We start from the raw sequence: 13347 nt of genomic DNA on the forward strand, positions 1-13347 counted from the left end.
GAAGCCGGCCCTCGAGGTGCGCGCCGGCCGAGAACGCGACCACGAGGGCCACGACGAACGTCCACAACGGCGTCGCGGCGCCGGGCAGGAACGCGAAGGCCGTCACCGCGGCGGCCGCGAGCAGGCACATGACCAGTGGGGCCCGGCGTCGCAGCGTCACGGCGCCGGCGGCCACCAGGGCCAGCACCTCGCTCTGCGGGTGGCGGCCCATCGACTGCGCGGCGGACTCGGCGACGGCGAACGTCGCCAGGGCTGCGGCGAGCACGCCATCCAGCGCAGTGGTGCTGCGGTTGCCCCAACCCATGCTCGGCACCGTAGGGCACGGTGACCTGGCCGGGCTATCGGCCGGCCGGGCGAGAGCCGGTCGTCCACGCGGGCGAGCCGGCCCGCGGACGGAACCCGCCCGCGGGCCGGCGACGACCGCCGTGGCGGCCGATGTGCGGGCCGGGCCGCCGCTCCTAGCGTCACGACGTCACTTCGGGCGGTCGTCGTCTCGATCGCCCACCCCGCTCACCTCGAGGAGTCCCCGTGTCGTCTGGATCGGCGTCCCTGCCCGTGTTCGAACCCGCCTCGGCTGCGCTGGAGCCGACCGGCCCCGTCGAGGTCGCTGCCGCGCCGCCCCGGCCGGTGCTCGTGGCGGCCTGCCTGGTCGCGGCCCCGCTGTGCGAGGTGGTCGAGGCGGTGCTGTCGCCGCTGTCGGGCACCACCACGACCGCCGATCTGGAGGGCATCGCCGCGCACCAGCCCACGTTCGTCGTCTCGGTGCTCGTCGGGCTGGTCGGCACCGCGCTGTACGTTCCGGCGTTCCTGGGCCTGCTGCGACGCACGGCGGCGCGCAGCCCACGGCTGTCGTTGGTGGCGTCCGTCCTCGTCGTCGCGAGCATGTTGGGCTTCGCCGGCGTGCGCATGGGGCAGGCGGCCGAGCTGCAGGCGGTGCGCGAGGGGTTGCCGACCAGCCAGGCGGCCGCGCTGGTCGACCACCTCTCCGCGAATCCCGTCGGCGCCGTCCTGCTGGTGATGTTCCTCGGCGGCACGGTCGTGGGGATGCTGCTGCTCGCCGCTGCGGTCTGGCGATCGGGGCGCTTCCCCCGACCGGCCGTGGTGTTGCTCGTGCTGTTCCCGTTCGTCGACCTGGCGCTGGCGGGGCACGTGGGCGCGGTCGTCTCGCACCTGCTGCTCCTCGTCGGGCTGACGTGGATCGCGGTGCGGCTGCTGGCCACCGAGCGCCACTGACCTCGCGGCCCACTCCCGGTCGGCCGGCGTGACGTCAGGCGACGTCGCGCCGGCCGTAGGCCATCCCGCCGGCGGCGGTCAGTGCCGCCGCCACGAGGGTCATCACCGCGGCCGCGAGCGCCGCGAAGTCGCCGCCCGGCAGCTGGCTGAGGTGCGCGAACGGGGAGACGTCGACGAGCCAGCCCGGCAGGTCCATCGTCGGGCCGAGCTCGCCGAGGACGAACCCGACGAGCAGCAGCGCCCACGCGAAGGGCGCGAAGCGCGGCCGGGCGCCGACGAGCAGCGCGGCCGCCCCGACGAGCAGCCAGATGGCGGGGAGGGTGGCGAGGAACGCGCCGAGCACGGCACCGAGGGCCGGCGCGGACGCGCTGGCGAGCGGCCCGACGACCCCGACGGTGAGGCCGATGACGAGCATGAACAGTGTCGTCGCGGCGACGGCGACCGCGACGTGCGCCGCGTACCAGCGGGTGCGGCTCGTGGGCGTCGCGAGAACTGACTCGCCGATGCCGCTGCGTTCGGCCGCGCCCAGGCGCAGCACGAGGGCGATGCCCGCCGCCGCGACCGCGACGGCGACGAACTTTGTCTCGCTCGCGAGGTAGATGTCCTCGAGCGTGCCGGCGGAGCCGCCGAGCGCCTCGAGGAACCGCTTCATCTCGGCGTTGTTCGCGAGGTCTCCCACCGCGCTGAGCAGCGAGCCGAGGACGACCCCGCCGGTGACCAGCCCGACGAGCCAGCCGACGACCGTCCCGGTGGCCAGCCGGGAGACCAGCCCGAGCGGGCTGGACAGCAGCGAACCCCCGCGCGCCGGGCCGAGCCGGGTCGGGAGGACGCCGGCGCCGAGGTCGCGGCGATCGAGCACGGCGAACCCGGCGGCGACGCCGGCGACGAGGACGACGAGCCCCAGCCCGAGGATCCACAACCGGTCCTGCCCGTACGGCTCGACCCGGCCGGCCCAGCCGAGCGGGGAGAGCCACCCGAGGGCGTGGACGACGCCGCCGTCGACCGAGTCGGCCGCGGCGCGCATCAGGTAGGTGACCCCGAGGAAGCCGAAGGCGAGCCCGCCGGCGCCCCGGGTCGTCGAGGCGAGCTGGACCGCGAGGGCGGTCACCCCGACCTGGGCGAGCCCGGCGGTGGCCCACGAGACGCCGAAGGCGACCGACCCGGTCGGGTCCATCCCGAGGGCGGCGAGGCCGAGCGTGGACAGGAGGCTCGCGAGGACGACGGCGGTGACGGCGACGACGAGCGCGGCGGCGAGCGGCGCCCAGCGGCCGACCGCGCCGGCCCCGACGAGCTCGAGCCGGCCCTCCTCCTCCTCGGTGCGGGTGTGCCGGCGGACGATGACGAGCCCGAGGATCGCGGTGAGGACCGCGCCCATCATGATCGTCTTGAAGACGGCGAGCGCGTCGGCGTCGGCCGCGCTGATCGGCCCGTACATCGCGACGACCGCGGGGTTGCGGACGATGTCGGCGAGGCCGGCCTGCGCGGAGGCGGCGTCCGGGAAGAGGGCGAGCGTCGCCTGGGCCGAGCCGACCGAGAGCAGCACGAGCCCGAGCATGCTCGCGGGGACGATGATGCGGTCGCGCCGCCACGCGAGCCGGAGCAGCCGGCCGAGCCCGGCGAGCCGGCCGGTCATGCCGACACCTCCTCCGGGGCGGCGGCCGGGGTCGACTGGTAGCGGGCGAGGAAGAGCTCCTCGAGGGTGGGGGGCTGGCAGATGAGGCCGGTGACGCCGCGCGGCGCGAGCGCGCTGACCAGCCCGTCGAGGTGCTCGGCGTCGACGGTGAGGTGGAGGGTCGAGCCGTCGACCGAGACGTCGTGGGTGCCGGGCCAGCCGGCGACCTCGGCGACCGACGGCATGTCGCGCAGCTCGGCCCGGACGGTGGTCCGGGTGAGGTGGCGCAGCTCGTCGAGGGTGCCGGAGTCGACGACCCTCCCGGCCCGCACGATGCTCACCCGCTCGCAGGCGCGCTCGACCTCGCTGAGGATGTGGCTGGAGAGGAGCACGGTGCGTCCGCGCTCGCGCAGCGCGGCGAGCTCGGCCTGGAAGACCTGCTCCATCAGCGGGTCGAGGCCGGCGGTCGGCTCGTCGAGGACGAGCAGCGGGGCCTCGCTCGCGAGGGCGGCGACGAGGGCGACCTTCTGCCGGTTGCCCTTGCTGTAGGCCTTGCCCTTCTTGGTCTCGTCGAGCTCGAAGGCCTCGACGAGCCGGCGGCGCCGGGTGTCGTCGAGCCCGCCACGCAGCCGGCCGAGGAGGTCGATCGTCTCGCCGCCGGAGAGCGTGGGCCACAGGACCACGTCGCCGGGGACGTAGGCGAGGCTGCGGTGCAGGTCGGTGCTGTCGTGCCAGGGGTCGCGGCCGAGCACGGTCGCGGTGCCGCCGTCCGAGCGGAGCAGGCCGAGAAGGATGCGCAGGGTGGTCGACTTGCCGGCGCCGTTGGGGCCGAGGAAGCCGTGCACCTCGCCCTCGCGCACGACGAGGTCGAGGCCGTCGAGGGCGGTGGTGCGCCCGAAGGTCTTGCGGAGTCCGGAGACGGAGATGGCGTCGGTCACGTCGTCGACGGTACACCTTCTTCACAAGGTTGTGAATGTTGTAATGTTCGAGCCGTGACCGTCCCCAGCCTCCCCGGCTCTCCCGACCCCCCGGCCGACGTCGTCGAGCGCCTCGGCGGCGCCCTCGCCGAGGTCGGCATTCCCCTGCAGCCGGCTCGCGTCTTCGCCGCCCTGCTCGCGACCGAGGACGGCCGGCGCACCTCCGCGCAGCTCGTCGACCTGCTCGACATCAGCCCCGCCGCCGTGTCCGGAGCGGTCCGCTACCTCTCGCAGGTGCGGATGATCCGGCGGGAGCGCGAGCGGGGCAGCCGGCGCGACGTGTACGTGGCGCTCGACGACGCGTGGCACGACATGATGATGCAGACCGACCAGCTGTACGCCCCGATCCTCGCCGCCCTCGTCGCGGCCCGCGACAACGTCGGCCCCGGCACCCGGGCCGGGCAGCGGATGCAGCTCTCCGCCGAGTTCCTCGAGTTCATCCAACGCGAGATGGACGCCGTGGCCCACCGCTGGGAGGAGTACAAGTCCACCCGTTCGGCCCCCGCCCACCCCGCACCCGCGCCGACCCCCCGGGGCTAGACTCGGCCATCTGATGAACGACGATGCCCTCCTCGCCGCGCTCGGCGAGCGCATCACCTCGCTGTCACCCGAGCTCATCGACCTCCGGCGGGACCTCCACGCCCACCCCGAGCTGTCCCGCGAGGAGACGCGCACGACCGAGTGCGTCGCGCGCCGCCTCGACGCCGCCGGCGTCGCGGTCCGGCTCCTGCCCGGCACCGGCGTGCTCGCCGACCTCGGCGCCCCCGAGCCGGTCTACCGCGTCGCCCTGCGGGCGGACATGGACGCCCTGCCGGTGCGCGAGCGCTCGGGCCTGCAGTTCTCCTCCCGCGCCGAGGGCGTCTGCCACGCGTGCGGGCACGACGTCCACGTCTCCGCGCTCGTCGGGGCGGTGCTGGCGCTGCGGTCGGTGGAGGACTCCCTCGCCGAGCGCGGCATCGCCGTCCGCGCGGTCTTCCAGGCCGCCGAGGAGGTGATGCCCGGCGGCGCGCTCGACGCCATCACCGCCGGCGCCCTCGAGGGCGTCGACTCCATCTTCGCCGTGCACTGCGACCCGAGCATCGACGTCGGCCAGGTCGGGCTGCGCGAGGGCGCGCTCACCGCCGCCGCCGACCAGGTGCTCATCTCGCTGCACGGCCGCGGTGGGCACACCTCGCGCCCGCAGCTCACCGAGGACCTCGTGTACGCACTCGCCAAGGTCGTCACCGACGTGCCGGCGGTGCTCGGCCGGCGGCTCGACCCGCGCGCCGGCGCCGCCCTCGTCTGGGGGATGGTCGAGGCCGGCCGCGTGGCCAACGTCATCCCGTCCTCCGGTGAGTGCCGCGGCACGCTGCGGATGCTCGACGCCGAGTCGTGGCTCACCGTCGGCCCGCTTCTGGAGGAGATCGTCCACGGCGTCGTCCAGCCGTACGGGGTGCAGGCGAAGGTCGAGCGGCTCAAGGGGGTCCCGCCGGTCGTCAACACCGCCGACGGCATCTCCGCGCTGCGCCGCGCCGCGCTCGCCGGCCGGGTCACCCCGGTCCCGACCGCGCAGTCGCTCGGCGGCGAGGACTTCTCGTGGTACCTCGACCACTGCGCCGGTGCGATGGCGCGGCTCGGCACGCGCACGCCCGGCGGGCCGACCTACGACCTGCACCAGGGCGACCTCGTCGTCGACGAGCGGGCCATCGCGCTCGGTGCCCGGTTGCTCGCGACGGCGGCCGTCGTCCGCGGGCTCGACGCGCGGCGGACCGCGCCGGAGGAGGAGTCGTGAGCGACGTCGCCGTCGACTGGGAGGCCCTGCGCACCGAAGCGGTGCGGATGACCACCCTCGCGTACTGCCCGTACAGCGGCTTCCCCGTCGGGGTGGCCGGGCTCGTCGACGACGGCCGCGTCGTCTCCGGCTGCAACGTCGAGAACGCCGGCTACGGCGTCACGCTCTGCGCGGAGTGCGGGATGGTCTCGTCGCTGCACGCCGGTGGGGGAGGAAAGCTCGTCGCCGTGTGGTGCGTCGACGGCCGCGGCGAGACCCTGATGCCGTGTGGCCGCTGCCGACAGCTGCTGTGGGAGAACGGGACTCCCGAGACGCTCCTCCAGACGCCCGAGGGTGTGCTGACCATGCGCGAGGTGCTGCCCCAGGCCTTCGGCCCCGACGACCTCGAGTCCCGCCGCCCGTAGCGCGCGGCCCGGCGGCATGGCAGATGTCGACGACGCCCGGGCCTCCGACCCGTGACCGGTGCCGTTCTGGGGGTGCCGGCGACCCTGCCATGATGGCGGGATGACCGAAGCCTTCGACGCCGTCGACGTCATCGTCCACAAGCGCGACCGCCGCGAGCTCTCCGACGACGAGATCCGCTGGGTCGTCGACGCCTACACCCGGGGCGTCGTCGCCGAGGAGCAGATGAGCTCGCTCGCGATGGCCATCCTCCTCAACGGGATGACCCGCCGCGAGATCGCCACCTGGACCGGCGCGATGATCGCGAGCGGCGAGCGGATGGACTTCTCCTCGCTGTCCCGGCCGACCGCCGACAAGCACTCGACCGGCGGTGTGGGCGACAAGATCACGCTGCCGTTGGCCCCCCTCGTCGCCGTGTTCGACGTCGCCGTGCCGCAGCTGTCCGGCCGGGGCCTCGGCCACACCGGTGGCACGCTCGACAAGCTCGAGTCGGTGCCCGGCTGGCAGGCCGCCCTCTCCAACGAGGCGATGCTGCGCCAGCTCGACGAGGTCGGCGCCGTCATCTGCGCCGCCGGGTCCGGGCTCGCGCCGGCCGACAAGAAGCTCTACGCGCTGCGCGACGTCACCGGCACGGTCGAGGCCATCTCGCTCATCGCCTCCTCGATCATGAGCAAGAAGATCGCCGAGGGGACCGGGGCGCTCGTCCTCGACGTCAAGGTCGGCTCCGGCGCGTTCATGAAGACGCAGGAGGACGCCGCCGAGCTCGCCCGCACGATGGTCGACCTCGGCACCGACGCCGGCGTCACCACCGTCGCGCTGCTCACGGACATGTCGACCCCGCTCGGGCTGACCGCGGGCAACGCCCTCGAGGTGCGCGAGTCGGTCGAGGTGCTCGCCGGCGGCGGTCCCGAGGACGTCGTCGAGCTGACCGTCCGGCTCGCCGAGGAGATGCTCGAGGCGGCCGGCCGCGGCGGGCAGGACGTGCGGGCGGCGCTCTCCGACGGACGCGCGATGGATGTCTGGCGTCGGATGATCGCGGCCCAGGGCGGGGACCCGGACGCCGCCCTGCCGACGGCCCGGCACACCGAGGAGGTCCTGGCCGGCGGCGACGGCGTCGTGACGCAGATGGACGCCTACGCCGTGGGGGTCGCGGCGTGGCGGCTGGGCGCCGGCCGGGCCCGCAAGGAGGACCCGGTACAGGCCGGCGCCGGGGTCGAGCTGCACGTCAAGCCGGGCGCCACGGTGCGCGCCGGTGAGCGCCTCATGACCCTGCACACCGATACCCCCGAGCGGTTCGAGCGGGCCAAGGAGGCCCTCGAGGGTGCGGTGTTCATCGCCCCCGAGGGCTCGCGCCCGGCCACGGGGTCGGTCGTCATCGACCGGATCGCCTGAGCGAGCACCGTCCCGACACAGCGGAGGCCGCCACCCGCGGTATGCGGGCGGCGGCCTCCGGCGTGGTCGTCCGGCTCTCTCAGTACCAGTGGTTGCGTCCGCCGATCGCCCGGCCGGTGGCGCCGAGGATGGCGAGGATCGCGCCGATCACCAGCAGGATGACGCCGATGGTCGTGAGGATCGAGATCTTCGCGATGAGTCCGATCACCAGGAGGATGATGCCGAGAATGATCACGTTGGGGCTCCTTTCGAGTGGCTCCGCCGACACGCTAGTGGGGGGACAGGTGTCGGACGGTCCTCGTGAACAGGCAATTTGTCGGGGGCCCGGGCCGGCGTGGGCGACGGCGGCCGAATCGGTACGCTGAGCGGCGTGGTGGACCCGAGGACGACGGTGAGTGGCGCGACGACCGGCCGGCGGGACCCCCGATGACGACCGTCGCCGCCCCGAGCGCCGAGGTCGTCCGGCGCGCCCCGAAGGCGCTGCTCCACGACCACCTCGACGGCGGCCTGCGCCCGGCCACGGTCGTCGAGCTCGCGGCCGCCTCCGGCTACGACGGGCTGCCGACCACCGACCCAGTCTCGCTCGGCACCTGGTTCCGCGACGCCGCGGACTCCGGCTCGCTCGAGCGCTACCTCGAGACCTTCTCGCACACCGTCGCCGTGATGCAGACCGAGGAGCAGCTGCGCCGCGTGGCCCGCGAGTGCGCCCTCGACCTCGCCGCCGACGGTGTCGTCTACGCCGAGTCGCGCTTCGCCCCCGAGCTGCACATCGAGGGCGGGCTCTCCCTCGAGCAGGTGGTCCAGGCCGTGCTCGCCGGGTTCCGCGAGGGGGAGCAGCAGGCCGCCGCGGCCGGGACCCCCATCCGGATGCGCGCCCTGCTCACGGCGATGCGGCACGCGGCCCGCTCGCGGGAGATCGCCGAGCTCGCCGTCGCGCACCGCGACCACGGCGTCGGCGGCTTCGACATCGCCGGGGCCGAGGCGGGCTTCCCGCCCACCCGCCACCTCGACGCGTTCGAGTACCTGCGCCGCGAGAACGCGCACTTCACGATCCACGCCGGCGAGGCCTTCGGGCTCCCGTCCATCTGGGAGGCCATCCAGTGGTGCGGCGCCGACCGGCTCGGCCACGGCGTGCGCATCGTCGACGACGTCACGGTTGCCGAGGACGGCACCGTGTCGCTCGGGCGGCTGGCCGCCTACGTGCGCGACCGGCGCATCCCGCTCGAGATGTGCCCCACCTCGAACCTCCAGACGGGCGCCGCGGAGTCCATTGCCGCGCACCCGATCTCGCTGCTCAAGCGGCTGCGCTTCCGGGTCACCGTCAACACGGACAACCGGCTGATGAGCGGCACCTCGATGTCGCGCGAGATGCAGCTGCTCGTCGACGAGGCCGGCTGGACCCTCGAGGACCTGCGCTGGGTGACCATCAACGCGATGAAGTCCGCGTTCCTGCCCTTCGACGAGCGGCTCGAGCTCATCGAGCACGTCGTCAAGCCGGGCTACGCCGCGCTCGGCGCCTGACCCGCCCCCCTCTGACCCGACTTATTGCACATCGCCCACCTCGAGGGGCCCGAAAAGGCCTCTCGGAGGTGGGCAATCTGCAATAAGTCGGGTCAGGCGAGGGGGTCGGCGCCGACGACGCGGCGGCGCAGGGCGTCCTCGCGGGCCAGCCGCTCGGTGTCGCGGCGACGGCGCTCGGCGATGACCGCCGCGAGCACGTACTCGGGGTGGAACCCGGCCGGCGGAGCGGGCGCGACGAAGCGCAGCACCTCGGTCGCCAGCTCGCGACCGATGGCGTCGCGCGACCCCGGCGCGAGGCTCGCCGCGCGGGCGAGGAACTGCCGCACCGTGACCGTGAGCCCGGCCGGCAGCGCGGCGACGTCGGCCGAGACCGCCCACGCGGCCAGCGGCAGCGGCATCTGCGGCGGGGGGAGCAGCCGCATCCGGGAACGCTGGGTGACGACGTAGGTGCCGGCGGCGAGGTCGCCGAGGCGCTTGCCGCGGGCGTTGACGACCGAGCTGACGAGCGGCGGGATGCCGGACAGCAGCCAGATCTCGACGAACCCGACGAGCGCGCGGGTGATGGCGTGCCGGACCGTGATCGGGCCGCCGTCGTCCCTGACCACCCGCAGGCCGAGGGCGAGCTTCCCGAGCGTGCGGCCGCGGGTGAGGGTCTCGACGGTGGCCGGGAAGGCGACGAGGACGAGGACGGTGGCGACCAGACCGACCGCGGTGGCGACGGCGTCGCTCGTCTGCGCGGTGAGCCAGCCGACCCCGAAGGCGACCCCGACGAGCAGGACGACCTCGACGACGACGTCGATGAGCCCGCTGACCGCCCGGACCATCGTGCCGGCGACGGGCAGCTCGACGGCGACGCCCTCGCCGGTGACGACGTCCTCGGAGGCGTACGCCCGGTACGGCTGTCCGGTGCCCCCGCTGCTCTCCACGGCGACAGGCTAACCGGGCCCGGTCCCCGACGTGGTCACCTAGGCTGAGCCGGTGGACCTCGACGCCTACGTGGCCGCCCACCAGGCCCAGTGGAACCGGCTCGAGACGCTCGTCGCGCAGCGCCGGCACACCGGTGCCGAGGCCGACGAGCTGCTCGACCTCTACCAGCGCGTCTCGACCCACCTCTCGGTCGTCCGCTCGGCCAGCCCGGACCCCGCGCTCGTCGCCCACCTGTCCTCGCTCGTCGCGCGCGCCCGGTTCGCGACGGCCCGGCGCCGGGGCGGGTCGTGGCGCACCGTGCTCACCTTCTTCACCGCGACCTTCCCGGCCGGGCTCTACCGGCTGCGCTGGTGGTGGGTCTCGACGGCGCTGGCCAACGTGGCCCTCGCGTTCGTCGTCGGCTGGTACGCCTACCTGCACCCCCGGGTGTGGACCTCGCTCATGACGCCCCAGCAGATCCACCAGTTCGTCGACACCGACTTCGAGCAGTACTACAGCGAGTACGCGCACCTCGACTTCACCGGGCTGGTCTGGACGAACAACGCCTGGGTGGCGGCGCAGGTCATCGCCCTGGGCATCCTCGGGCTGCCGGTGCTCTACGTCCTCGCGCAGAACGTGCTCAACGTCGGGGTCGCCGGTGCGCTCATGGCCTACCACGACCGCACCGCCCTGTTCTTCGGGCTGATCCTCCCGCACGGCCTCCTCGAGCTGACCGCGATCTTCGTCGCGGGCGCCGTCGGGCTGCGCATCTGCTGGGCGTGGATCAGCCCCGGCGGGCTGCCGCGCGGGCAGTCGCTCGCGCGGGAGGCCCGCACGGCGGTCGGCATCGCGATGGGCCTGGTCGCGGTCCTCTTCGTCAGCGGCGTCATCGAGGGCTTCGTCACGCCGTCGGGCCTGCCGACGTGGGCGCGCATCGCCATCGGCCTCGTCGCCGAGACCGCGTTCCTGCTCTACGTGTTCGTCGTCGGGCGGGCGGCCGCGGCGCGCGGTGCGACCGGTGACGTCGAGGCCCGCGACGCCGGCGACGTCGTCGCCGTCTCGGCCTGACCGCCGACCGACGACCCGCTCAGAGCAGGCCCTCGCGCTTGAGCGCGAGGTAGTGGTCGGCCAGCCGCACCGGCAGCTCGTCGGGCGGTGCGTCGAGGACGTCGACCCCGAGGCGGCCGAGGGCGTCGGCGGCCTGCCGGCGCAGGGCGGTCGTCCGCTCGGCCGCGACCGCGCCCCACACCTCCTCCGAGCCGTCGCGCGACCGGCGCATCCGGTCCAGGGCGGGGTCGGCGACGGACGCGACGACGACCCGGTGGTGGGCGACGAGGGTCGGCAGCACCGGGACGAGACCCTCCTCGACGGCCGCCGGCTCGAGCGGGGTGAGGAGGACGACGAGGGAGCGGTGGGTCGAGCGGGTCACCTCGGAGGCGAGGACGCCCCAGTCGGTCTCGACGACCTGCGGGTCGATCGGGGTGAGGGCGGAGATGACGTCGTGCAGGAGGCGGGCGCGGTCGGCGCCGGTGACCCGGGCGTGGACCGTGCGGTCGCCCGCGACGACCTGTACCCGGTCGTGCGCGTGCCCGGCGAGGGCGGTGAGGAGGAGGGCGGCGTCCATCGCCGCGTCGAGGCGCGGGGCGTCGCCGACGCGGCCGGCGCTCGTGCGCCCGGTGTCGACGACGAGGACGATCCGGCGGTGCTGCTCGGGCTGCCAGGTGCGCACGACGAGGTGCTGGCGCCGCGCGGTGGCCCGCCAGTCGATGGAGCGGACGTCGTCACCGTCGACGTACTCGCGCAGGCTGTCGAACTCGGTGCCCTGCCCGCGGGTGCGGACGGCGGCGCGCCCGTCGAGCTCGCGCAGGACGGCGAGCCGGCTCGGGAGGTGCTTGCGCGCCGGGAAGGGGTGGAGCACCCGCAGCCGGCCCGGCGCCTCGACCGAGCGCTGCCGCCCGGCCAGCCCGAGCGGGCCCAGCAGGCGCACCGTGACCCGGTCGGCCCGGCGGTCGCCGCGCCGGGTCGGGGTGAGCGTGGTGGACATCCGACGCCGTTCGCCGGGCGGCACGTCGAGGGGGTGGCGGGCGGCGTCCGAGCCGGCCGACGGCGGCCAGCCGTCGCGCAGCACCCCTCGGGCGGAACGGCGTCCGGTGTTCTCGACGACGAGCGCGGCGCTCGTCGACTCGCCGAGGCGCACCTGCAGCGCGGGGTCCTCGCGGGTGAGGCGCAGGGCGCTCGGCGAGGTGGCGAGGAGGAGGTCGAGGCCGACGAGGACCAGCCACACGAGCGCCCACGCCGTCACCGTCGACCCCGCCGGCCGGAGCACGACGGGGACGACGCCGAGGAGGAGCAGCGCAGCCGCGCGGGTGGTGAGGGCCATCAGCGGGGGACGGGCACCGAGGCGAGGACGCTGTGCAGGACCGAGGTGACCGACGTGCCCTCGAGCTCGGCCTCGGGGCGGAGCATCAGGCGGTGCGCGAGCGTCGCGACGGCGAGCGCCTTGACGTCGTCCGGCGTGACGTAGCCGCGCCCGCTGAGCCACGCCCAGGCCCGGCTCGTCGCGAGGAGGGCGGTGGCGCCGCGGGGCGAGACCCCGAGCGCGAGGGAGGGGGAGTGCCGGGTGGCCCGGGCGATGTCGACGACGTACCCGAGCACCTCGTCGGAGACCTCGACCGAGCGGACCGCCGCGGCCCCGGCCTCGACGTCGGCGGCCGTCGCGACCGGGCGGATGCCGGCCCCGGCGAGGTCGCGCGGGTCGAAGCCGCCGGCGTGGCGACGGAGCACGGAGACCTCGTCGTCACGCTCCGGGACCGGCAGCACCACCTTGAGGAGGAACCGGTCGAGCTGGGCCTCGGGCAGCGGGTAGGTCCCCTCGTACTCGACGGGGTTCTGGGTGGCGGCGACGAGGAACGGCGACGGCAGCGGCCGGGGCGTGCCGTCGACCGACACCTGGCGCTCCTCCATCGCCTCGAGGAGGGCCGACTGGGTCTTGGGAGGCGTGCGGTTGATCTCGTCGGCGAGGAGGAGGTTGGTGAAGACCGGCCCCTCGCGGAACTCGAAGTCGCTGACCCGGCTGTCGTAGACGAGCGAGCCGGTGAGGTCGCCCGGCATGAGGTCGGGGGTGAACTGGACCCGCTTGGTGCCGACGTCGAGGGACGCGGCGAGGCTGCGCACGAGGAGCGTCTTGGCGACGCCGGGCACGCCCTCGAGGAGGATGTGGCCACGGCAGAGCAGCGCGACGAGCATCCCGGCGACGGCGGCGTCCTGCCCGACGACGGCCTTGGCGACCTCGGCCCGGACCCGGACGAGGGCGTCGCGCGCGCTGGCGGCGGAGGGCGGCGTGGTGGGGGTGTCAGTCATGACGAGCGGACCTTCTCCTCGAGGTGGGCGAGCTGCTGGGCGAGGTCGACGAGCCCGTGCTCGTCGGCCGGGGCCGGACCGCGCAGGAGGCGGTCGACCTCGGTGGACGGGAGGCCCGCGGCGTCGGCGGCGACGGGCGCGACCTGCTCCGCGGTCGCTCCCGCCGGCAGGCC

General features: G+C 74.9%; 14 protein-coding genes. 7 read left to right on the forward strand and 7 right to left on the reverse strand.

Annotated elements, in window-relative coordinates; translation table 11 throughout:
- The coding region (locus PKA89_RS01255) for a hypothetical protein (protein WP_324415776.1) at positions 1-304 on the reverse strand (304 nt) is incomplete at its 3' end.
- A gap of 365 nt (positions 305-669) precedes the next feature.
- Here PKA89_RS01255 and PKA89_RS01260 point away from each other — a divergent pair.
- Entirely contained in the window at positions 670-1233 is a 564-nt protein-coding gene (locus tag PKA89_RS01260; RefSeq protein ID WP_324415778.1) for a hypothetical protein, read from the forward strand.
- A gap of 34 nt (positions 1234-1267) precedes the next feature.
- Here PKA89_RS01260 and PKA89_RS01265 read toward each other — a convergent pair whose 3' ends face one another.
- Positions 1268-2866: a polyketide antibiotic transporter gene (locus tag PKA89_RS01265; protein ID WP_324415780.1), complete on the reverse strand. Its 1599-nt coding sequence runs from the start codon at positions 2864-2866 to the stop codon at positions 1268-1270.
- A complete protein-coding gene (locus PKA89_RS01270) occupies positions 2863-3783 on the reverse strand; it encodes an ABC transporter ATP-binding protein (protein ID WP_324415782.1) in 921 nt (306 codons plus the stop codon). The genes PKA89_RS01265 and PKA89_RS01270 overlap by 4 nt, the downstream gene beginning before the upstream one ends.
- A gap of 54 nt (positions 3784-3837) precedes the next feature.
- Here PKA89_RS01270 and PKA89_RS01275 point away from each other — a divergent pair, with 54 nt between their 5' ends.
- The 4 genes from PKA89_RS01275 to PKA89_RS01290 all read left to right on the forward strand — a co-directional run bounded on the left by PKA89_RS01275 (position 3838) and on the right by PKA89_RS01290 (position 7387).
- Complete coding sequence (locus PKA89_RS01275; protein WP_324415784.1) at positions 3838-4362, forward strand: MarR family transcriptional regulator; 525 nt, start codon at positions 3838-3840, stop codon at positions 4360-4362.
- A gap of 13 nt (positions 4363-4375) precedes the next feature.
- A complete protein-coding gene (locus tag PKA89_RS01280) occupies positions 4376-5593 on the forward strand; it encodes an amidohydrolase (protein WP_324415786.1) in 1218 nt (405 codons plus the stop codon).
- Entirely contained in the window at positions 5590-5997 is a 408-nt protein-coding gene (locus PKA89_RS01285) for a cytidine deaminase (RefSeq protein ID WP_324415789.1), read from the forward strand. Before PKA89_RS01280 ends, PKA89_RS01285 begins: the two co-directional genes overlap by 4 nt.
- A 100-nt stretch (positions 5998-6097) precedes the next feature.
- Positions 6098-7387, forward strand: a complete 1290-nt coding sequence (locus PKA89_RS01290; protein ID WP_324415792.1) for a thymidine phosphorylase — start codon at positions 6098-6100, stop codon at positions 7385-7387.
- Positions 7388-7466: 79 nt separating this feature from the next.
- On the opposite strand, the gene PKA89_RS01295 is transcribed toward PKA89_RS01290, so the two are convergent.
- Entirely contained in the window at positions 7467-7622 is a 156-nt protein-coding gene (locus PKA89_RS01295) for a DUF6131 family protein (RefSeq protein ID WP_324415794.1), read from the reverse strand.
- 191 nt (positions 7623-7813) lie between these two features.
- Here PKA89_RS01295 and PKA89_RS01300 point away from each other — a divergent pair, with 191 nt between their 5' ends.
- Positions 7814-8908, forward strand: coding sequence for an adenosine deaminase (locus tag PKA89_RS01300; protein ID WP_324415796.1), 1095 nt, complete (start codon positions 7814-7816; stop codon positions 8906-8908).
- 92 nt (positions 8909-9000) lie between these two features.
- On the opposite strand, the gene PKA89_RS01305 is transcribed toward PKA89_RS01300, so the two are convergent.
- Positions 9001-9834, reverse strand: a complete 834-nt coding sequence (locus tag PKA89_RS01305; protein ID WP_324415798.1) for an RDD family protein — start codon at positions 9832-9834, stop codon at positions 9001-9003.
- A 52-nt stretch (positions 9835-9886) separates the two neighbouring features.
- On the opposite strand from PKA89_RS01305, the gene PKA89_RS01310 reads away from it, so the two are divergent.
- On the forward strand, positions 9887-10882 hold the full coding sequence (locus tag PKA89_RS01310) for a stage II sporulation protein M (RefSeq protein WP_324415800.1): 996 nt from the start codon (positions 9887-9889) through the stop codon (positions 10880-10882).
- Positions 10883-10901: 19 nt separating this feature from the next.
- On the opposite strand, the gene PKA89_RS01315 is transcribed toward PKA89_RS01310, so the two are convergent.
- Positions 10902-12194, reverse strand: a complete 1293-nt coding sequence (locus PKA89_RS01315; RefSeq protein ID WP_324415802.1) for a DUF58 domain-containing protein — start codon at positions 12192-12194, stop codon at positions 10902-10904.
- Positions 12194-13174: a MoxR family ATPase gene (locus tag PKA89_RS01320; protein ID WP_324415804.1), complete on the reverse strand. Its 981-nt coding sequence runs from the start codon at positions 13172-13174 to the stop codon at positions 12194-12196. Before PKA89_RS01320 ends, PKA89_RS01315 begins: the two co-directional genes overlap by 1 nt.
- Positions 13175-13347 lie beyond the last annotated feature (173 nt).

The organism is Phycicoccus sp. (genome assembly GCF_035325325.1).
Taxonomy (GTDB): Bacteria; Actinomycetota; Actinomycetes; order Actinomycetales; family Dermatophilaceae; genus Phycicoccus.